Annotated in this window: 18 protein-coding genes and 3 pseudogenes; 12 read left to right on the forward strand and 9 right to left on the reverse strand. The window is 50.3% G+C overall.

The genetic code is table 11. The features are described 5' to 3' along the window. Positions 1-88 precede the first annotated feature (88 nt). Positions 89-664 (reverse strand): annotated as a pseudogene (locus R2103_RS06575) (IS256 family transposase); the annotation flags it as partial. 69 nt (positions 665-733) lie between these two features. Here R2103_RS06575 and R2103_RS06580 point away from each other — a divergent pair. After that, a complete protein-coding gene (locus R2103_RS06580; protein WP_317530340.1) occupies positions 734-1,963 on the forward strand; it encodes an IS256 family transposase in 1,230 nt (409 codons plus the stop codon). Positions 1,964-1,998: 35 nt separating this feature from the next. Here R2103_RS06580 and R2103_RS06585 read toward each other — a convergent pair. Further along, positions 1,999-2,655 (reverse strand): annotated as a pseudogene (locus tag R2103_RS06585) (IS256 family transposase); the annotation flags it as partial. Positions 2,656-2,691: 36 nt separating this feature from the next. Between R2103_RS06585 and R2103_RS06590 the strand changes: the two are divergent. After that, positions 2,692-2,964: a hypothetical protein gene (locus tag R2103_RS06590; protein ID WP_317530684.1), complete on the forward strand. Its 273-nt coding sequence runs from the start codon at positions 2,692-2,694 to the stop codon at positions 2,962-2,964. A gap of 228 nt (positions 2,965-3,192) precedes the next feature. Here the strand turns inward: R2103_RS06590 and R2103_RS06595 are convergent, their stop codons facing one another. The 4 genes from R2103_RS06595 to R2103_RS06610 all read right to left on the reverse strand — a co-directional run bounded on the left by R2103_RS06595 (position 3,193) and on the right by R2103_RS06610 (position 7,478). Next, a complete protein-coding gene (locus R2103_RS06595; protein WP_317530685.1) occupies positions 3,193-4,818 on the reverse strand; it encodes an NAD+ synthase in 1,626 nt (541 codons plus the stop codon). Between the two features lie 23 nt (positions 4,819-4,841). Continuing rightward, positions 4,842-6,218, reverse strand: a complete 1,377-nt coding sequence (locus R2103_RS06600; RefSeq protein ID WP_317530686.1) for a phosphomannomutase/phosphoglucomutase — start codon at positions 6,216-6,218, stop codon at positions 4,842-4,844. Positions 6,219-6,328: 110 nt separating this feature from the next. Then, entirely contained in the window at positions 6,329-6,532 is a 204-nt protein-coding gene (locus tag R2103_RS06605; protein WP_090315750.1) for a zinc-finger domain-containing protein, read from the reverse strand. A 25-nt stretch (positions 6,533-6,557) separates the two neighbouring features. Then, complete coding sequence (locus R2103_RS06610; RefSeq protein ID WP_317530687.1) at positions 6,558-7,478, reverse strand: branched-chain amino acid transaminase; 921 nt, start codon at positions 7,476-7,478, stop codon at positions 6,558-6,560. A gap of 289 nt (positions 7,479-7,767) precedes the next feature. Between R2103_RS06610 and R2103_RS06615 the strand changes: the two genes are divergently transcribed. The 4 genes and pseudogenes from R2103_RS06615 to R2103_RS06630 all read left to right on the forward strand — a co-directional run bounded on the left by R2103_RS06615 (position 7,768) and on the right by R2103_RS06630 (position 11,965). Then, on the forward strand, positions 7,768-8,514 hold the full coding sequence (locus R2103_RS06615) for a hypothetical protein (protein WP_317530688.1): 747 nt from the start codon (positions 7,768-7,770) through the stop codon (positions 8,512-8,514). Positions 8,515-8,555: 41 nt separating this feature from the next. Further along, positions 8,556-10,667: a hypothetical protein gene (locus tag R2103_RS06620; protein ID WP_317530689.1), complete on the forward strand. Its 2,112-nt coding sequence runs from the start codon at positions 8,556-8,558 to the stop codon at positions 10,665-10,667. Continuing rightward, positions 10,664-10,849 (forward strand): hypothetical protein, encoded by a 186-nt coding sequence (locus R2103_RS06625; protein WP_317530690.1) that lies wholly within the window; start codon positions 10,664-10,666, stop codon positions 10,847-10,849. Before R2103_RS06620 ends, R2103_RS06625 begins: the two co-directional genes overlap by 4 nt. Positions 10,850-10,912: 63 nt before the next feature. Continuing rightward, positions 10,913-11,965: pseudogene (locus R2103_RS06630) on the forward strand (TIGR03032 family protein). Here R2103_RS06630 and R2103_RS06635 read toward each other — a convergent pair. Next, positions 11,962-12,879 (reverse strand): hypothetical protein, encoded by a 918-nt coding sequence (locus R2103_RS06635; protein ID WP_317530691.1) that lies wholly within the window; start codon positions 12,877-12,879, stop codon positions 11,962-11,964. The pseudogene R2103_RS06630 and the gene R2103_RS06635 overlap by 4 nt on opposite strands. Before the next feature lie 179 nt (positions 12,880-13,058). Between R2103_RS06635 and R2103_RS06640 the strand changes: the two genes are divergently transcribed. The 6 genes from R2103_RS06640 (at position 13,059) to R2103_RS06665 (ending at position 19,412) form a co-directional block, all read left to right on the forward strand. After that, positions 13,059-13,967: a hypothetical protein gene (locus R2103_RS06640; protein WP_317530692.1), complete on the forward strand. Its 909-nt coding sequence runs from the start codon at positions 13,059-13,061 to the stop codon at positions 13,965-13,967. Positions 13,968-14,146: 179 nt separating this feature from the next. Further along, positions 14,147-15,379, forward strand: coding sequence for an alpha/beta fold hydrolase (locus R2103_RS06645; protein WP_317530693.1), 1,233 nt, complete (start codon positions 14,147-14,149; stop codon positions 15,377-15,379). 7 nt (positions 15,380-15,386) lie between these two features. Then, positions 15,387-15,791: an RNA-binding S4 domain-containing protein gene (locus tag R2103_RS06650; RefSeq protein WP_317530694.1), complete on the forward strand. Its 405-nt coding sequence runs from the start codon at positions 15,387-15,389 to the stop codon at positions 15,789-15,791. 17 nt (positions 15,792-15,808) lie between these two features. Beyond that, positions 15,809-16,594 carry an aldolase gene (locus tag R2103_RS06655; protein WP_317530695.1) on the forward strand — a complete coding sequence of 262 codons (786 nt, stop codon included), beginning with the start codon at positions 15,809-15,811 and terminating at the stop codon, positions 16,592-16,594. A gap of 251 nt (positions 16,595-16,845) precedes the next feature. Continuing rightward, the gene (locus R2103_RS06660) at positions 16,846-18,087 is read left to right on the forward strand and encodes an HD-GYP domain-containing protein (protein ID WP_317530696.1); all 1,242 of its coding nucleotides are present in this window, start codon (positions 16,846-16,848) and stop codon (positions 18,085-18,087) included. 155 nt (positions 18,088-18,242) lie between these two features. After that, the gene (locus R2103_RS06665; protein WP_317530697.1) at positions 18,243-19,412 is read left to right on the forward strand and encodes a vanadium-dependent haloperoxidase; all 1,170 of its coding nucleotides are present in this window, start codon (positions 18,243-18,245) and stop codon (positions 19,410-19,412) included. Between the two features lie 47 nt (positions 19,413-19,459). On the opposite strand, the gene trmB is transcribed toward R2103_RS06665, so the two are convergent. Both trmB and R2103_RS06675 read right to left on the reverse strand, forming a co-directional pair. Next, the gene (trmB, locus tag R2103_RS06670; protein WP_317530698.1) at positions 19,460-20,125 is read right to left on the reverse strand and encodes a tRNA (guanosine(46)-N7)-methyltransferase TrmB; all 666 of its coding nucleotides are present in this window, start codon (positions 20,123-20,125) and stop codon (positions 19,460-19,462) included. Positions 20,126-20,158: 33 nt separating this feature from the next. After that, entirely contained in the window at positions 20,159-20,983 is an 825-nt protein-coding gene (locus R2103_RS06675; RefSeq protein ID WP_317530699.1) for a thiazole synthase, read from the reverse strand. Positions 20,984-21,023 lie beyond the last annotated feature (40 nt).

Here is a 21,023-nt window from a genome sequence, read left to right on the forward strand (position 1 = left end):
TCATTAACTGTGTGAAGTACGTTCAAGTGGAAAGTGATGTTAATTCCAGCATGCACGGGGGGTGTCCTAGATTTTGTGTAAACGGTGGTTAATAATGCCGAGGCATTCTTTCGTTAAATTGAATAGTAAACCTGTTTAGTGCCGGTTTCCAATCTCTTAGTGGCATAGACCATTTTTTGGCGATATTGCTGAGAGCCAAATAAAACAATTTGATCACGGCTTCATCGTTGGGAAACGATCCACGGTTTTTGCTGACTTTGCGTAGGCTCATATTGACTGACTCAATCGCATTGGTGGTGTAAATAATGCGCCGTATCTCAGTCGGGTAGTCGAAGAATAGAATGATGCGTTGCCAGTTATTGCGCCAAGATCGGGCGATCGGTGGATAAGCATTGTTCCATTTATCTTCAAAGCCGGCTAACGCGTGCTCAGCCTCATCAATCGTGGCGGCGCTGTAGACCAAACGTAGATCAGCAGCTACTTCCTTGCGTTTATTCCAGCTGACGTAGTTGAGACTATTACGAACCATGTGCACGATACAGAGTTGTACAATGGCATGTGGATAGACGGTTTCAATCGCTTCGGGAAAGCCCTTTAAGCCATCGACACAGGCGATAAAGATATCTTGCACGCCACGATTTTTGAGTTCAGTGACAACGCTGAGCGAGGGTGTAAATAATTTTGTGTAAATGGTCATATTGCAGGAAACTGCTTATATATTTTTGGAGTAAAAATGACCACACCCAAACCCCTGCCGGCCGGCTTAATTGATAGCCTGCTGGCCGATTACAAAAAGCCAGAAGATTTAATCGGTGAGCATGGTCTTCTCAAGCAACTCACCAAAGCGTTGGTTGAACGTGCCTTGCAAGCAGAAATGGCCGATCATCTTGGTCACGATAAGCACGAAACGGTAGTCAATGCCACTGGCAATACCAGAAATGGTAAAAGCCGTAAGACCCTGAAAGGTGAATTCGGTGAGTTACCCATCGAGATCCCCCGTGACCGTGAGGGCAGCTTCGAGCCTCTGATCATTTCCAAGCATCAGACCCGCTGGGCGGGCTTTGATGACAAGATCCTCTCGCTGTATGCCCGTGGCATGACAGTGCGTGAAATCCAACAGCACCTCACTGAAATGTATGGCGCCGAAGTATCGCCTACGCTCATTTCTACGGTCACTGATGGCGTAATGGATGAAGTGAAGCAGTGGCAATCCCGGCCTCTCGATGCGGTGTATCCTGTGATCTATCTCGATTGTATCCATACCAAAGTTCGTGACGCTGGTAGCGTTCGTACCAAAGCGATTTACCTGGCGATCGGCATTAACATGGAGGGCCATAAAGAAATACTGGGCTTATGGATTGCTCAGACCGAGGGTGCCAAGTTCTGGCTCAGCGTTGTCACTGAACTCAAAAATCGTGGCGTGCAAGATATCTTTATCGCCTGTGTCGATGGCTTAAAGGGCTTTCCCGAAGCGATTGAAACCGTCTATCCACATGCCATTGTACAACTCTGTATCGTGCACATGGTTCGTAACAGTCTCAACTACGTCAGCTGGAATAAACGCAAGGAAGTAGCTGCTGATCTACGTTTGGTCTATAGCGCCGCCACGATTGATGAGGCTGAGCACGCGTTAGCCGGCTTTGAAGATAAATGGAACAATGCTTATCCACCGATCGCCCGATCTTGGCGCAATAACTGGCAACGCATCATTCCATTCTTCGACTACCCGACTGAGATACGGCGCATTATTTACACCACCAATGCGATTGAGTCAGTCAATATGAGCCTACGCAAAGTCAGCAAAAACCGTGGATCGTTTCCCAACGATGAAGCCGTGATCAAATTGTTTTATTTGGCTCTCAGCAATATCGCCAAAAAATGGTCTATGCCACTAAGAGATTGGAAACCGGCACTAAACAGGTTTACTATTCAATTTAACGAAAGAATGCCTCGGCATTATTAACCACCGTTTACACAAAATCTAGGACACCCCCCGCTGAGCCAGAACTTGGCACCCTCGGTCTGAGCAATCCATAAGCCCAGTATTTCTTTATGGCCCTCCATGTTAATGCCGATCGCCAGGTAAATCGCTTTGGTACGAACGCTACCAGCGTCACGAACTTTGGTATGGATACAATCGAGATAGATCACAGGATACACCGCATCGAGAGGCCGGGATTGCCACTGCTTCACTTCATCCATTACGCCATCAGTGACCGTAGAAATGAGCGTAGGCGATACTTCGGCGCCATACATTTCAGTGAGGTGCTGTTGGATTTCACGCACTGTCATGCCACGGGCATACAGCGAGAGGATCTTGTCATCAAAGCCCGCCCAGCGGGTCTGATGCTTGGAAATGATCAGAGGCTCGAAGCTGCCCTCACGGTCACGGGGGATCTCGATGGGTAACTCACCGAATTCACCTTTCAGGGTCTTACGGCTTTTACCATTTCTGGTATTGCCAGTGGCATTGACTACCGTTTCGTGCTTATCGTGACCAAGATGATCGGCCATTTCTGCTTGCAAGGCACGTTCAACCAACGCTTTGGTGAGTTGCTTGAGAAGACCATGCTCACCGATTAAATCTTCTGGCTTTTTGTAATCGGCCAGCAGGCTATCAATTAAGCCGGCCGGCAGGGGTTTGGGTGTGGTCATTTTTACTCCAAATATATATAAGCAGTTTCCTGCAATATGACCATTTACACAAAATTATTTACACCCCCTAATCAGAATTCCACAGTTTGTTTTGAATATGCAAATGGTTTTAGTATAAAAGTGCCAGTGTACTTTTCTTTGATTCAAGGACATGAACTCGAAGAAGCTATAAAAAAAACATTCCAACAATTGATTAAATATCATCAAGAACCGAAGTTAAAGGTTGATATCATAGAGAAAGTTATAGGAGACTCTCCAAGTTTTATTCCTAAAACAATCATTAATCTTTTTTCTAAGCTTCAAGATTAGGTAAAACTTCTTTGTAAAATCATCCCAAACCGACTTTCCAGCACTACCTAGCGTTTGTAAAAATCAGCTTTGATTTGAATCCTCGTGGCATTTTCCTAACTCCACCTTCAATAACTTAATTGCTCTCTGCAAGTTTGATACTTGCTGATTATTGATTATTTCAAGCAAGCCAAATTAGCTTCAATTGCCGATGCATAAAGTCTGGAAATCAGTCGCTCGGCTATTGAATTATGAGGAAGGAATCGACCAGACTGAGTAGCTTGATGTAATAGGGTAGTGCCATGCGGTGCCGAAATCGCGCCGGGTGATGCGGATGCCGGGCGGGGATTGGCGTCTTTTGTATTCATTCAGATGAATCAGGCGGATAATTTTGGTGACGTCCGCTTCGCTGTAGTTCATGGCGATGATTTCCTGCGGTGAGCAGTTCTTTTCCACGTAAGCTTCCATGATGGCGTCGAGAATGTCGTACGGCGGCAGGCTGTCCTGGTCGGTTTGGTTGGCGCGAAGCTCGGCGGATGGCGCGCGCGTGATGATACGTTCAGGGATCACGCGGCTAATGCGGTTGCGGTATTCGCACAATTGGTACACCAGCGTTTTGCTGACGTCCTTCAGAACCGCGAAACCGCCTGCCATATCGCCGTACAGCGTGCAGTAACCGACCGCCATTTCGGATTTGTTGCCGGTGGTTAGCACCAGTGAGCCGGTTTGGTTGGATAACGCCATCAGCAAGGTGCCGCGGATGCGCGCTTGCAGATTTTCCGGCATGGTTGTTGTTTCTGCGGCGTCAGGCGATATGCCAAAATCGCTTTCGACAACTGATAAATATTGCTCGAACAATGATTGAATACTGCATTCGTAGTGCTCAACGCCGAGTAATTCAACCATTTCGTTGGCGTCTTCCAGGCTGATGCTGGCGGTGTACTGCGATGGCATCATGACGGTTTTTACCTTGTCCGCGCCCAGCGCATCGACGGCAATCGCCAGCGTCAATGCCGAATCGACACCGCCGGAGAGCCCCAGAATCACCCCGGGGAAGCCATTTTTGCGCACATAATCGCTCACGCCTAAACATAAAGCCTGATAAACGCTGGCGGCCGTTGCCGGTGAAACGGGCAGGTTGCTTTGCAGCGGTTGCTTATCGTGAATGTCGACGATTGCGATGGTTTCAACAAATTCATCCAGTTGATGCGTGAGTTCGCCTTGTCCGTTCATGGCGAACGAAGCGCCGTCATAAACCAATTCATCCTGCCCGCCGACCAGATTGGCATGGATCACCGGAATACCGGTTTGCTTGCTGAAACGGTGTGTCGTTTGGCAGCGCGAAACTTGCTTGTTGATATAAAAAGCCGATGCATTAAGCACCAATAAGATATCGCACGCCGAGCGATCCATCGTATCGATCAAATTACCGAGCCAGAAATCGGCGCAGATTACCAGGCCGAACTGAATGCCGGCCAATTCAAATACACAAGGCTTGGCGCCGGTATCGAAATAGACCGTTTCGTTGAAAGGCTTTGTGCTGAGAATTCGCTTGTGATAAGTGTGCAGGATTTCGCCATCGCGAATCACCGAAGCGGCGTTGTAAAGCTTGCCTTCTTGAACGTGCGGATGGCCTACGATTAGGGTGATGCCATTAATCGCCTTGACCAGTCCGGCCAAGGCAGCGGTACACGATTGGCAAAAAGTTTCACGCAATAGACAATCGCCGGGAGGATAACCGGACAACGCCAGTTCGGGTGTGATGATCAGCTCAGCGCCGGATTGCTTGGCGTGTTCCGCTGCGGCGAGAATTTTGGCGGCATTTCCACTGATATCCCCAACCGTGCAATTTATTTGTGCGATCGCAATGCGCATCGGTTGCGGGATGTTATTCCGGGTTAAAACGGCAGTTGCGCATCGGACTTGGCTTGCAGAATATTGCGGCGGAAATCTTCCTGGATACGTTTCAAGGCTGCGTCATTATCGGCCTCAAAGCGCAAAACCACCACCGGTGTGGTGTTGGAAGCACGCGCCAGGCCGAAGCCGTCGGGGTATTCCACCCGTAGACCGTCGGTGGTGATGACTTGTTGCGGGTTATCGAACACGGCGTTTTTCTGCAATTGCACAATCAGCGCATGATTTTCGCCTTCCGCCGTGCGTACTTGCAATTCCGGCGTGTTCAGACTATCGGGCAGGTTATTCAGCGTGGCGCTGATATCCTGTTCGCGACTCAGCAGCTCCAGCAAGCGCGCACCGGCGTATAAACCGTCGTCGAAACCATACCAGCGTTCTTTAAAAAACAAATGGCCGCTCATTTCCCCGGCTAACAAAGCTTTTTCTTCGATGAGCTTGGATTTAATGAACGAATGCCCGGTTTTCCACATGACCGGCGTGCCGCCGTGCTGGCGGATCCACGGCGCCAGATTGCGCGTGCATTTCACGTCAAAAATGATTTTTCCGCCAGGATTGCGCGACAGCACATCGGCGGCAAACAGCATCAGCTGGCGATCCGCGTTGATGATATGGCCATCCTTGGTGACGATGCCGAGCCGGTCGCCATCGCCGTCAAATGCCAAGCCGATTTCCGCATCGCTGGTTTTTAGCGCTTGAATGACATCGTTCAAATTTTCGGGTACCGACGGATCGGGGTGGTGATTAGGGAAATTGCCGTCCACGTCGCAGAACAGTTCGCTCACCTGGCAACCCAATTCACGATAGAGCGCCGGTGCATACGCACCCGCCACACCGTTGCCGCAATCGACCACGATTTTGAGCGGACGCGCCAATTTGATATCGCCGGTGATTCGTTTGCGATACGCGTCGGCAATCGCGTGTTCGGAATAGTTGCCCGCGCCGTGGGTCAGGTCGTTATTTTCGATGCGCAGCCGCAGTGCTTGGATAGTGTCTGCCGCCAAAGTCTGTCCGCCCAGCACGATTTTAAAGCCATTGTATTCAGGCGGATTATGACTACCGGTGACCATGACGCCGGAATATTGACATAATTCGTGCGCGGCAAAATACAGCATCGGCGTGGCCACCATACCAACATCCACCACATCGATACCGCTTTTGCGGATACCGCGCGCCAGTGCTTGGGATAACTCGGTTCCGGATAACCGGCCGTCGCGGCCGATGGCAATTGCGGTCAGATTCCTGGCGCGCGCTTCGGAGCCGATAGCATGGCCGATTTTTTCTACGTTTTCGGCGGTGATCGTTTTACCGACGATACCGCGAATATCATAAGCCTTGAAAATTTCATGAGGAATTGCTTGCATAATTTAATCGATCCGGAAGAAAGGTTGTTGATAAAACGCGGTGAATCGTTATTGATCGAATGACAATTTATCATCGGAACGCAAGTTTCCGCAGAAATTAACCGGTTACATTAGTGATGCCCTGCAACCGCACCGCCTTTCAGGGTGTAATGTGTACCGCAGTAAGGACAAAGCGCTTCGCCGGTAGCTTCGATGGGGAGAAAAACCCGCGGGTGGGAATTCCATAGCAGCATTGCCGGGGTCGGACAGTGTAATGGCAGATCATCGGCGGTAACTTCGATTTCCCGGGTTTTATTATTGCTTTGTTGATTCATAGAAAATAACTCCAAAATAGCAGTATTAAACTAAGGTGAGCCAATCGGTGTGATTTTTGGCCCGGCCTTTAACGCAATCAAAGAATAGGGTTTGCAGTTGCGCGGTAATCGGTCCGCGCTTGCCCGGCCCGATGATACGGTTATCCAATTCGCGGATCGGCGTGATTTCAGCGGCAGTGCCGGTAAAGAATGCCTCATCGGCACAATAAATTTCATCGCGTGTAATGCGTTTCTCGATCACGGGAATGCCGAGCTCCGCGGTTAATTCGATGATCGAAGCGCGTGTGATGCCTTCCAGGCAGGAGGTTAAATCCGGCGTGTATAGTTTGCCTTGTTTGACGATGAAAATATTTTCTCCCGAACCTTCGGCCACATAACCTTCTACATCCAGCAGCAAGGCTTCGTCGTAACCGTTCAATGCCACTTCCTGATTGGCCAGAATCGAATTGGCGTAGGTCGTGACCGATTTGGCGCGGCACATATTGATGTTGACATGGTGCCGGGTAAACGACGAAGTTTTAACACGAATGCCGTTTTCCAGCGCTTCCGGTCCCAAATAAGTTCCCCATGACCAAGCGGCGATGGCGACATGCACCGACAAGGTTCTGGCGGAAAGTCCCATCGCTTCGGCGCCATAAAAGGCGATCGGACGGATATACGCGGACGAGAGTTTGTTTTGTTTCACCACATCGCGCTGTGCTTGCATGATGGTGGCCTTGTCGTAAGGCATCTTCATCATGAAAATATGCGCTGAATTGAATAAGCGGTCGGTATGTTCCTGCAACCGGAAAATCGCCGCGCCTTGCGCGGTCTCATACGCGCGCAATCCCTCAAAAACACCCAAACCATAATGCAACGTGTGCGTCAGTACATGCGTATTGGCATCCCGCCAGGGAACCATTTTCCCGTCATACCAGATTACACCGTCACGGTCAGCCATTGACATTCAGGAACTCCCGATAAAATTCTTAAAAGCCGTATTCTAACTTATTTTTGACGCGCCGTTGAAACATGCCCGTCTCTGTGACAACGAATATCTTGACTCAGGTGAGGCAATTTGCCGCATTGCGAACGGCAAGATTCCACCTGATAATTTTAAGCCATTGCATGGACGGTAATTTTTGAATCAATAGCGCGTCACCTCAGTTTTGCTTTAATTTCTCCAATTACCCGCAGATCTATTTCACCACGTCCAATTCAATCATCACTATAGCGCGTTGGAGGCGCTTATTACTATGTTACTAAAATCAGCGATTCATAGTGTATTACCCGTAATTATGCTGTTAGGGGTTATTCAACCCGATGCGTTCGCGCATACGGTGATCGATCCGTCCCAGGTTACGGAAGGCAAACAATCGAATAATCACACGGTGATTACACACGGTTGCGGCGATGCCGCTGTCATCGGTCAGAGTGTTGTCATACCGGATGGGGTCGATTCTTCCATCGTGGCCAATGGCAATCCTCATGCCGGACCGCTCAGTGATTTTCTGCAGAATTGGGGTGGCATTACATTTGTGCAGGACCGCTCATTATTTAGTGAGCAGGATCGAAAAGTGGATGCGAATGGAAATACGATCGGATTTTGGTTTGGCGGCGGCCATGCGGTGGCATCGTATGCTTGGGGACGCATTCCATTCGTGTCGAAGGCAGTGCTGTTTGTGCCTGAATCCTGTGCCAAGGCGGTGCGGTTTGCTTTCGCAGTGGCTGACATTTGCAAGATAACCAATATCAGTAACATGAATGGTACGGACACGGTTAATTTCTGGACTCCCGCTGTCGGATCGAAATACGACGGCACACCGGGAGATCATGCCTATGATTTTCCGGTGTATTTCACCATCAACCGGGATCTGGAAACGAATCCGCTGCCGGAATCCTGTGGAGCAGGTTTGCAGGTGACGGTAAAACCATCCGCCGCGCAGATCGATCGCGATATGCCCATCATTTTTAACGGCACACAGGTGTGGCCGCAACCTTGATTCATGGTCATCGTACCGCACACATTTAAGGAATAAACACTATGGCGCTACCCGCTCAACAACAAACTGTCATTCTTCAACTGACACAGGCAATGTTCAATGCAGCTCCGGGCGCGATTTATCTGGAAGCACTTGCCTCCCCGGTAGAGGCCGGTCAATCATTGGCCGATCTGGCTCAATCTTTGATGGGAAATACATTATTTTTTGGCAAGAATTATGCAACGGATCTGACCCCGAAAGCGTTTGCAGACGCCTTTATTCAGGATTTGACCGGCGATAACGCCACTGCGGACAGCAAAGCCCTGGCCATTGATTTTATTACCGGCAAAATGGCTGCCGGAGCAACGCAAGGTGAAATCATCGCCGATGTAACCGGAATCCTTTCAGCCATTCCGGTAACCGATCCGGTGTGGGGAACGGCCGCATTAGCGTACAACACGGCGAATGCGGCAAAAATTATTGATAACCTGGCAGGAGACACAGTGTCAGCCGGGGACAAAACCGGCGCGATCGATTATATCCTTGCACAAATGGCTGCCGGACAGACTTTTGGCGCGACGGTCGTGGATCTCATAAGCTTGCTGGATGGCATGGATCATGCCGATCCTGACTGGGGTAATGCAGCAGCGCTATTTGATAACCGCATTGAAGTATCGCGTTATTACTCGATCGAAAAAGCAGGTACTGCGACAGACTTAGTAACGCTTCAGCAAATTCTCACAGGGATAACTCCGGATGTGGCCACGGTTGCGACGGCTAAGGCTGCGGTAGACAATCTGCTCGACAATCCGGTCATCGATCTGGCGCGGCTTGATGGCGCAAATGGTTTTAAGTTGAATGGTGTGATCGGCAGTGATGACACAGGCGAGTCGGTAGGCAGTGCGGGTGATATCAATGGCGATGGTTTTGATGACTTGATCGTGGGCGCGCCGCATAATTTTGACGATTTCTACTCCGGTGCCAGCTTTGTAATATTTGGTAAAGCTTCGGGTTTTGATGCGGCGATTCCTTTATCCAGCCTGAATGGCACGAACGGATTCCGCCTCAATGGCGTGGCAGGCGGGGATGCCGCGGGTAATGCGGTGAGTAGTGCCGGTGACATCAATGGCGATGGCTTTGATGATCTGCTGATCGGCGCGCCGATCTCCGATGTGCCAAAAAACGATACCGGATACACCTACGTCGTATTCGGTAAATCTTCCGGTTTCAGCGCGACGATGGAATTGTCGGGTTTGGATGGCAGCAACGGTTTCCGTATGCATCTTGATAAAGCCGATCAACTTTTAGGCTGGTCTATCAGCGGCGCCGGAGATGTCAATGGCGATCATGTCGACGATTTGATTATTGGCGCGCCGATTGGCGAACGCAGCTATGTCGTTTTTGGCAAGACTTCCGGTTTCGATACGCAATTGGATCTAGCCAGCTTGAATGGCAGTAACGGTTTCCAAATGAATGGCTTGGAAGATGGCGCGCAGTTTGGCAATGGTGTGAGTGCCGGTGACATCAATGGCGATGGTATTAACGACTTGATCGTCGGTTCCTACTATGGAGGAAGCGGTACCAGTTACGTGATCTTCGGTAAAGCATCGGGTTTTGACGCCATATTGGATTTATCCGGCTTGGATGGCAGTAACGGCTTTAGCGTGGAAGGTGTCGCGGAAGGAGACGAAGCGGGTTATTCGGTCGGCAATGCCGGGGATGTCAATGGCGATGGATTTGACGATGTGATCATCGGTGCCCGGTCCGCGGGAATCGATGGTAAAGCATCCGGTGCTGCTTACGTTGTGTTTGGCAAAGCTGCTGGGTTTGATGCCACGATCCAGTTATCGGACTTGGATGGCAGCAATGGTTTCCGGTTGGCGGGCGTGGCGGAAGGCGATAAAGCCGGTCGCTCGGTGAGCAGCGCTGGAGATTTTAACGGCGATGGATTCGCCGATGTGCTGGTCGGTGCCGTTGGTTCCGATGCGAATGGTGTGGATTCCGGTGCCGCGTATGTCGTTTTCGGTAAAGCATCGGGTTTTAGCGCTTCGCTGGATTTATCCAATTTAAGCAGTACCGATGGTTTTGCGTTGAGTGGACTGGCGGCGGGTAATTCATTGGGAAGTCGGTCAGTAGCGCGGGGGATCTCAACAACGATGGTTTTGATGATTTGATCATTGGTGCCTCTTCAGCCAACGGCAGTACTTTCAATTCTGGCGCGGCTTATGTGATATTCGGCCATAGTTTCGCCAGCGCGGCAGCTGCTAAAACTGTTGCAGCCGATAGTCTTGATGTGGCTGGTCAGGACGCGGCGGTGCTGTTGTCTGGGGTTAATGCGGCGATGGATTTGATATGAGCGCATGCTTTACAACATACCCATGATTTGCGTCAACTCAATGAAGCATTTTGCTTCTTTTTTATGATAACTAACGAAATTCCGCATACAGCAACGCTGGAAATCACAACCTCACGCCAATTGTTACCGTGGCTGGCAGAGCAAAAGATCTCTATCGCGCTGACGACATACCAGATTGGCAAACTGTATTTTATCGGCTTGAAACCCGACAATGCGCTTTCGGTGTTTGAACGCAGTTTTAATCGCTGCATGGGACTGTGCACGACATCGAATGGTTTGTACATGAGCAGTTTGTATCAGATCTGGCGCTTTGAAAATATCTTCGAGCCCGGGCAGCAGCAGGATGGTTACGACCGGCTATACGTACCGCAAGTGGGTTACACCACCGGCGATCTGGATATCCACGACATAGCCGTGGATCGCAATGGCCGGCTGGTGTTCGTCAACACGTTGTTTGGCTGCTTGGCGGCATTGAGCGAAGCGCATAACTTTAAACCGCTGTGACAACCCGCCTTCATCAGTAAGCTGGCGGCGGAAGATCGCTGTCACCTGAATGGCTTGGCGATGCGGGATGGTGAACCGGCGTATGTCACCGCGGTTGGCCGTTCCGATGTCGCCGATGGCTGGCGTGAACACCGTGCCGATGGTGGTGTTGTGATCGATGTGAATAGCAACGAGATCGTGTGTTCCGGGTTGTCGATGCCGCATTCTCCGCGCTGGCATAACGGCAAGTTATGGCTGCTCAATTCCGGCACCGGGGATTTCGGCTATGCCAATCTGCAAACAGGACAGTTTGAACCAGTTTGTTTTTGTCCCGGCTATATGCGCGGACTCAGCTTTCACGGGGATTTTGCCTTAATTGGAATATCCAAACCACGTCACAATAAAACTTTCAGCGGCTTAGCGCTGGATGCGAATCTTAAATCACGGCATGCCGAAGCGCGCTGCGGCGTTCAGATCGTGGATTTGCGCACGGGGGATGTAGTGCATTGGCTGCGCATGGAAGGCGTGGTTGAAGAACTGTACGATGTTGTTGTGCTGCCGGGTGTGCGGCGTCCGATGGCGCTGGGTTTCAAAACAGATGAAATTCGCCGGGTATTGAGTATTGAAGCTTAGTGTTGCGGATGGTATTGAAAAGCTTGCTTGAAATAATCGTCGAATTTTGACCGCACATTGCACGGATTTTGCACGATTTCGCCAATCAGCTGAAAAAGCCGGTAATTTTGCGTATTCAGCAGCCGGTGCTGTTTGATCATCTTGAGGGTATGCGGACCTTCGCCTGAAATACTATCCGTTTCTTCCCGCGCCAGTTTGCGGCCCAGCTCATGATGGTGCGAGCTTTCACTGGTGGCGGTGGTGATTAGATCTCCCAATCCCGCCAAGCGGTACGGGCTGGCGGCTTGACCGCCCATGACCTGCGCGATTTGACTTAATTCTTGCAGAGCTGCCGTTGCCAGATAGCCGCGCACGTTATCGCCAAGCTGGAGTTCATCGGCCATGCCGAACGTCATCGCGTACACATTTTTTAAGATCACCGCCCAACTGATACCGGCGATGTCAAACGTGTGCTCGATATACAACTTGGTGTGATTAAAACACGCTTGCATGACATGAAATGCAGCAAGATCGTGGCAGCCCAATTGCGCAAATGCATACCGGCCTGCACGGATTTCCTCGGAAATCATCGGACCATACAGAAGCGCGAATGGTTGATGCGCAGGCAGGTTTTCCGCAAAAATTTGCGCTGCGGTTTTGCCGGATTCATCAAGTCCCTTGGCGATACTGACGCACAAGCAGGTTTTTTTCAGTAACGGTGCGATGCGTTGAGTTACTTCGCGGTGCGGATTGACCGGCAGGCAGAACAATACGATGTCTGCAAGCGGCGCGCTTTGTTCCAGCGTAGCGTAAGAATAACCGCTGCGTGGAAATTTCTCCCAAATCGCTAATGTGTGCCGGTCCTTCAGCAGATATTCCAGCGCATGTCCCATTTCACCGTGACCGAGGATGAGAATATGTAATGACGTTGTCATAGATTAAATTGCTACTGTTGGGTAATTCTTACAGCTATCGTTTGAGTGCGGCAATTTACCGCATTGCTAACGATTACATTTTCATGAACAATAAATTGAGTAAGTTAGGTTAACGGTTAATATTTCTATCTAATTTTTTATGAATCTTTTTTAAGCAAATCACAAGCTGCCTTACCACTATGATCGCACAAAAAATTAACGTATCCCATACACTCGAAGATCAACGTATGGCGCTTACCCTTCAACAACAGACTTCTATTCTTCAGCTCACGCTGGCTATGTTTAATACGGCGCCAGGCGCGTCGAATCTGATGTTCCTCGGTTCGCTGTTGCGAAGCGGCCAATCCTTGGCAAGTCTGGCGCAATCGCTGACGGAAAGCTCTCTATTCCTCGACCGGCAGTATGCCGCGTATTTGAAGCCGGATGAGTTTGCGGCCAAGTTTGTTAGCGATCTGGTGGGCGACCGGGTGTCGATTGGCGATAAAGGCCTTGTCATTGATTATATGACGCACCGGATGATCGACGGTGCCACGCAAGGAGAGCTGATCGCAGAACTCTTGAGTATCTTATCGCCAATCCCGGCTTCGAATTCCAATTGGGGTAAAGCCGCCTCGCATCACAATGCCCGGAATGCAACCAAAGTCATAACGCATCTGCTCGGAAGCACCTTTACACCAGCCAATATCGCGGTAGTGGTCGATTATATGCTGGCGCAAATGGCAGCCGGTAAAACTTTCGGCGAAATGATCGTGTGGGCTATCGACACAGTGACTGGCGTCGATCATGACAATGTGGTGTGGGGAAATGCAGCCGTGCTTCTCAACAATCGCATCGAAGTTTCAAGATATTATTCGGTCGATAAAGCCGGTACTACGATCGAAAGAGCGACTATGCGGCAAATTCTGACGAAAGTGACGGTCGATACCGCCACGGTTGCCGCTGCCAAAACGACCATCGATCATTTACTGAGCAATGACAGCGGTTTTTCCAATGATACCAGTGATGACTTTCAATTCGATAAGGTGCTGGTGATTAAGAAGAATAACGTATTCCCATGCCGCAGGGAACGGCAAAACGGACCAAACTGATGGTTTAATCACGCATATCCGAGTTTCCTGCCGGAAACTTTTCACCTGAATTAATCCGGAATTCACTTACTTTTCCAGCGAAGAAAAGAATTTTCCGGTTCAAACTTTGGTACTATTTGCACACAGCATTCCACTTGAAAGAGTGCTGTCTGATCGGTTGTTAATAAGGTAAATAGTCCATGCCGCGTATCCAAGCAGTATTTCAAAATGCGCAAGGCGAATCGTTATCCGGTTTGCTGGAAATGCCGTCTGGTGCGATTAAATCGTACGCGCTTTTCGCTCACTGTTTTACCTGCTCCAAAGACAATCCCGCAGCGGCGCGGATTGCGCTTGCATTGGCCGATCGCGGTATTGCGGTATTGCGTTTCGATTTTACCGGTCTTGGTAATAGCCAAGGCGATTTCTCGAATACCAATTTCTCCTCCAATCTACAGGATCTGTTAGCCGCTGCGCGCTACCTGGAGCAGCATTACGCCGCTCCAGCGCTTTTGATCGGACACAGCTTAGGCGGCGCTGCTGTACTCGCGGTAGCGCAAGACCTGCCGCAAGTGAATGCGGTGATCACCATCGGCGCACCGGCGACAGCCGCGCATGTCAAACACTTGTTTGCCGATTCTTATCGGGAATTGCAGAACCAGCCTTTCGTACAAGTCGAATTGGCTGGAAGAAGCTTTAAGATTAAACGTCAATTCATTGATGATTTGGAGAAATATAATTCAGTTGAGCATATCGGTGCACTAAAAAAAGCATTGCTGATTTTTCATTCACCGATAGATGACGTTGTTTCGATTGACGAAGCGGGGCGCATTTTTACCGCGGCCAAACACCCGAAAAGCTTCGTGTCGTTGGATCATGCCGATCATCTGTTGTCCAATCCGGAAGATTCTCATTATGTCGCGGAAGTTTTGTCGGCTTGGGCCAGCCGTTACCTGAAGACGGAACCAGCTCTGGTCAAAGCAGACGGTGCGTTGCGGCCAAGCGTTGAGGCGGGTAGTGTGATCGTGCGCGAATACGATAAAAAATTCACGCGTGAGATTCTGACGCCGCGCCACCGGCTGATCAGCGATGAGCCAATCGTGCTGGGCGGCGCGGATCTTGGGCTCAATCCGTATGAATTATTACTCGCCGCACTGGGCAGCTGCACGTCGATGACGCTGCGTATGTATGCGAACCACAAACAAATTGACTTGCAGGACATTACCGTAGAATTGCATCACAGCCGGATTCACGCCGAAGACTGTAGCGGTTGTGAGAAGCAGAAAACACAGATCGATGTCATTACGCGCGCAATTCAATTGAGCGGTAATCTGAGTGATCAGCAACGGACTCGATTGCTGGAAATTGCCAATCAATGTCCGGTGCATAAAACCTTGCAAAGCAAGATTCGGATAGAAACTAACCTGATAGATTAACTTTGATATGCAATCAGATGATACTATAGAAAAATATCGTATTGATAAATGGTTGTTTGCGGCACGTTTTTTTAAGACGCGATCGTTGGCTGCCGAAGCGATTGATCGCGGCCGGGTTACGGTAAATGGTCAACGGGTAAAGCCTGCGAAGATACTTGCAGCAGGGGATATGCTGACCATTCGCATTGATAACTATCAGTATATTATTGAAGTATTGGGGTTATCCAATAAAAGAGGATCTGCCACAGTGGCGCAGCAGTTGTACCGGGAAACCGAAGAAAGCAAGCAACAGCGAGAATTGCTGGCCGCGCGCTTAAAAGCGCAGCCACCGCCATTTCATATCAAAGGACGGCCAACCAAACGCGACCGCCGCGTCATCGAGCGCTTCACTTCCAACCACGACGAATTTTAAGAATCCAGTGAAAAATCATGAGCAATGACACATTCAATTTAGGTAAAGAGCAACTGATCCAGCAATCTTTCGTGCAAATGGACAAGCATTTGCAAGGCGCGAATTACACGCCGGCACAAAAGCTGGCATTAACCTGCCGGATTTTGTTCGATAATGGCCACGATTCCGGCTTGGCCGGACAAATTACCACGCGTGGCGAACAGCCGGGCACGTACTTGACGCAGCGTCTGGGCTTCGGGTTTGACGAAACCTGCGCGAGCAATTTATTACTCGTCAATGAAGATCTGGAAGTTTTACAAGGCGACGGCATGGCCAATCCGGCCAATCGCTTTCATTCCTGGCTGTATCGCGCCCGGCCGGATGTGCAATGCATCATTCATACGCATGCCGTCCATACCGCCGCACTCAGCATGCTCGAAGTGCCGCTGGAAATTTCGCACATGGATAATTGCGTGTTGTACGACGACGTGGCTTTCCTGCTGAAGTGGCCTGGTATACCGGTGGGTAATGAAGAGGGTGAATTGATTGCTAAAGCCATCGGCAGTAAACATGCTGTATTGCTGGCGCATCACGGTCTGTTGATTGCCAGTTCCAGCATTGAGGAGGGCTGTATCTTGGCGCTTGCTTTTGAACGGGCGGCACGCATGCACTTGTTGGCGGCATCCGCCGGAAAAATCCAGCCGATAGACCCCGGTTTGGGCAAGGAAGCGCGCGACTGGATTCTCCGTGGACAACGCAGCGCGGTAGCGTTCGCTTATTACGCGCGGCGCACTTTGAGAAAAAGCGCGGATTGCTTGCAATAGATTGTGTAGGAGTGATGTGCCACTTCACTTTATCGCTAGATGAATTGAATACCCCTATAAAAACCCTGCAATCCTACCGTTAACCGTCTCACTAAAAAGTGCACAATATGCACAAATCCATTCTGTAGTTTGATTGCTTACTTACTGTGGAACTGGAGTATCCGGAAGTAATTCAAGGGATTGATTGGTAATTAATTCATGTGATGAAATTGGTGCGGTAAATTTCTTTTCTACTTTTTATATTGAGCCTTATGATAAAAAAAGTGCAAGCAAGTGAAGTCCGGCTGGGAATGTATATCCATGAGCTCCGCGGCAATTGGCTGGAACATCCATTCTGGAGAAAATCGTTTAAACTGGTGCAGCAGAAAGACTTGGATAAGCTTGTCAGTTGCGACCTGGATGAAATATGGATTGATACCGGTAAAGGGCTTGATGTGGCTCCCACTGAGACCGGTTTGGTGGAAAACCTCAAGCCAGCGGATAAAACCTCCCCGGTAAGTACAATCACCCCGGAAGCATCACCTCCGCCATCACCACCGCCGGTAAAGAAACCGGTTGCGCGCGTTTCGGTTGAAGAAGAGTTGGAAAATGCTAAAAAGCTTCAGAAAAAAACCAAAGATGCAGTTACCTCAATGTTCAGCGATGTGCGCATGGGTAAAGCACTTGAAATCGAAGGCGCGGAATCTTTGGTGGAAGAAATCAATCAATCGATGGAGCGCAATCCCAATGCACTGCTCACATTGATCCGGCTGAAAAATGTCAATGAATATACCTACATGCATTCGGTTGCGGTCTGCATGCTGATGGTGGCGCTGGGAAGGCAAATGGGTCTGGATGAAGCGCAAATCAGACAAGCAGGCACAGCCGGATTGTTGCACGACATCGGTAAAATGGTGATTCCAAATGAAGTGCTGAACAAACCGGGAAAATTGACGGACGAAGAATTTGCCGTCATGAAAAGCCATCCGGAGCGCGGCTGGGAAATTTTAAAATCCTGCTACCAAGTCCATGAAACGACTTTGGATGTGTGCTTGCACCATCACGAACGTGTCGATGGCAAGGGTTACCCGGAAAAATTATCCGGCGATGCGCTGACATTGTTTGCGCGCATGGGCGCAGTCTGTGACGTTTACGATGCCATCTCGTCGGATCGCTGTTACAAACCGGCCTGGTCTCCGGCCGAGTCAATCCGCAAAATGGCTTCCTGGAAAGATGGACATTTTGATGAAACTATTTTTCAAGCTTTTGTGAAGACCATCGGTATTTACCCCAGCGGTACCCTGTTGAAACTGAAGTCCGGGCGATTAGGTGTGGTGATGGAACAATCCACGAAAAAATTAACCACGCCGATCATCAAGACTTTTTTTTCGACACGTTCCAACGCGCATATTCCAGTTGAAATTCTGGATTTGTCGAAAGGAACCGACGGCATCGAAAAAATCGAGGACCCGGTGCAATGGGGATTCGATATCAATAAAATACAAGGGATATGAAGGGTTTTGTGACTTTGATCAATAAAGTGCAAGCAGAGATAGTTATACTGCAAAAAATAAATTCATGGTGAAGAAGACTGATAATGATGACCGGTAAATACCAAAAACTACAGAACGCGCTTGTTGTTAGCGCGTTTTTATTGATAACGGCGCCAATGAATGCAGCCGCCGACGCAGTAACCGACTGGAATCAGCGTGCGGGCGAGATCGTAGTGAACGCCAAGATCGGACCGTTACCGGCCGAACGAGCGCTGGCGATTGTGCAGGCATCTGTGTACGAGGCGGTCAATGCGATTACCCAACGTTATGCAGTGCAGGATACAAAACTGCAAGCCGTACCCGGTGCATCAGTCGAAGCAGCGGTAGCAGCGGCAAACCGGGCGGTGTTAGTTCAGCTGGTACCGTCGCAGCAGTCGGTGATCGATCACGTTTATCAAGCCGCACTGGCCGTGATAGCTGACGGTGAGAGTAAGGCTGGTGGCATTGCTGTGGGAGAGAAAGCGGCGCAGGCGATCCTGGCGTTGCGTGCCGACGATGGCGCGGCTGCCGGTGAATCTTACCGTCCGTTTACTCATGCGGGAGTTTATGTGCCAACGGTTATCCCCGAAGCGCCGCAATGGATGCACCGCAATCCCTGGCTGATGACACAGCCGTCGCAATTCCGCCCGGCGCCGCCGCCTGAATTGGGGAGCGAATTATGGGCGCGCGATTATAACGAAGTAAAGGCGCTTGGCAGCAAGCATAGCCGCGAAAGAAGCACGGAACAAACTGCCATCGCCCGTTTTTGGGAAGAAGTCATGCCGCCGATTTATCATGGTATCGTCCGCTCGGTTGCTAACATGCCGGGAAGGGAAATTACCCAGAACGCACGCTTGTTCGCGGCTGTGACACAAGCCTCGGACGATGGACTGATTGCGGTGTTTGACGCGAAATATCACTATGGTTTTTGGCGGCCAGTGACGGCGATCCGCAACGGCGATAGCGACGGTAATGATGCCACGGAGCGTGATGCAGCGTGGCTGCCTTTTATCGACACTCCGATGCATCCGGAATATCCGTGCGCGCATTGCATCGTTTCCGCCGCCGTCGGCACGGTGCTGCAAATTGAAATCGGCGACAGTCAAAAACCGGTGCTAACAACGACCAGCGCTGCTGCGGGTGGTGTGGCGCGCAGCTGGACGAAGCTAGACGATTTTATGCAAGAAGTTGCCAATGCACGCATTTATGATGGCGTGCACTACCGTAATTCCGGTAAAGTGGGTTCCGAGATGGGGCGGAAAATTGCTCATCTGGCTGCTGAGAAATACGCATTGAAAACGAAATAAACCGGAGAAATCCAGTGGCGCAAGGCCTCGTTTTTCCGGAATAAAACTCATTTTTTCCGGAAGATTAAATCCCATACACCGTGCCCGAGCTTGATTCCCCGTTGCTCGAACTTGGTCAATGGCCGGTAATCCGGCCGTGGCGCATAGTCTGCTGCGGTATTGCCGAGCTGTGTTTCCTGGCTCAACACATGCAATATCTGCTCAGCATAATCTTCCCAGTCGGTAGCCGCATGAATATACCCTCCCGGTTTCAGATGGCTGCATAAACGGGCGGCCAAATCCGGTTGGATCAATCTGCGCTTGTGGTGCCTGGCTTTGGGCCAGGGATCGGGAAAAAAGATATGAACACCATCCAGGCATGCGGTCGGCAGCATATGTTGCAAGACTTCCACGGCATCATGCTGAATGATGCGTAAATTCGTCAATTCCAGTTGCTCGATTTGATTGAGCAAACTGCCCACGCCGGGCGTATGCACTTCGATGCCCAGATAATCATTCTCCGGATGCGATTGCGCGATGGTTGCGGTGCTTTCGCCCATGCCGAAGCCGATTTCCAGAATTTTAGGCGCTTCACGGCCAAAGATCCGATTGAGATCGAGCAGGTCTTCGCTAAATGGAATACCGTATTGTGGCAATAGGGTTTCGCAGGCGCGGCGTTGCGCATTGGAAACGCGCCCTTGACGAAGAACGAAGCTGCGGATGGTCTGCGGCATGAATTGATGACGTGGCAATAAATAGCAGAGTGGTTATCGGGATTTGCCGCCCGCCGGTTTTCCGGGCGCTTTCTCAGTACGGGCAATGACGCCTTCGACCGGCGAGCTGGGGCTGGCGCTGTAGAGTTTTTTCGCCATGCGTCCGGCCAGATACGCTTCGCGTCCGGCTTCGACGGCTTTACGCATTGCCGACGCCATTAACACCGGATGTTGCGCTGCGGCAATCGCGGTGTTCATCAAAACACCATCACAACCCAGTTCCATTGCAATGGTTGCATCCGATGCCGTACCGACACCGGCATCGACCAACACTGGAATCTTGGCATTGTCGATAATGATTTGCAGATTCCATGGATTCAAAATACCCATGCCCGAGCCGATCAACGAGGCCAATGGCATCACGGCGACACAGCCCATGTCTTCCAATTGCTTGGCGATGATCGGATCGTCCGAGGTATACACCATCACCTGAAAATCCTCTTTGATGAGAATTTCCGCGGCTTTCAGCGTTTCCACCATGTTCGGATACAGCGTTTTGGGATCACCCAATACTTCCAGCTTGACCAAACTGTGACCATCGAGTAATTCACGCGCCAGCCGCAACGTGCGCACCGCATCGTCGAGGGTGTAACAGCCTGCGGTATTGGGCAACAGGGTATATTGGGAAGGCGGCAGCACATCCAGCAGATTGGGCTCACCGGCATTTTGCCCGATATTCGTGCGCCGGATCGCCACGGTAATGATTTCGGCGCCGCTGGCTTCAACCGCTGCGCGTGTTTCGTTGAAATCTTTGTATTTACCCGTGCCGACCAGTAACCGGGATGAATAGGTTTTACCGGCAATAACTAAATTATCCATGAGATTCTTTTGATATCGATGTGTAGTGATTGAGTAGCGG

The organism is Nitrosomonas sp. Is24 (assembly GCF_033063335.1).
In the GTDB taxonomy this organism is placed as follows: domain Bacteria; phylum Pseudomonadota; class Gammaproteobacteria; order Burkholderiales; family Nitrosomonadaceae; genus Nitrosomonas.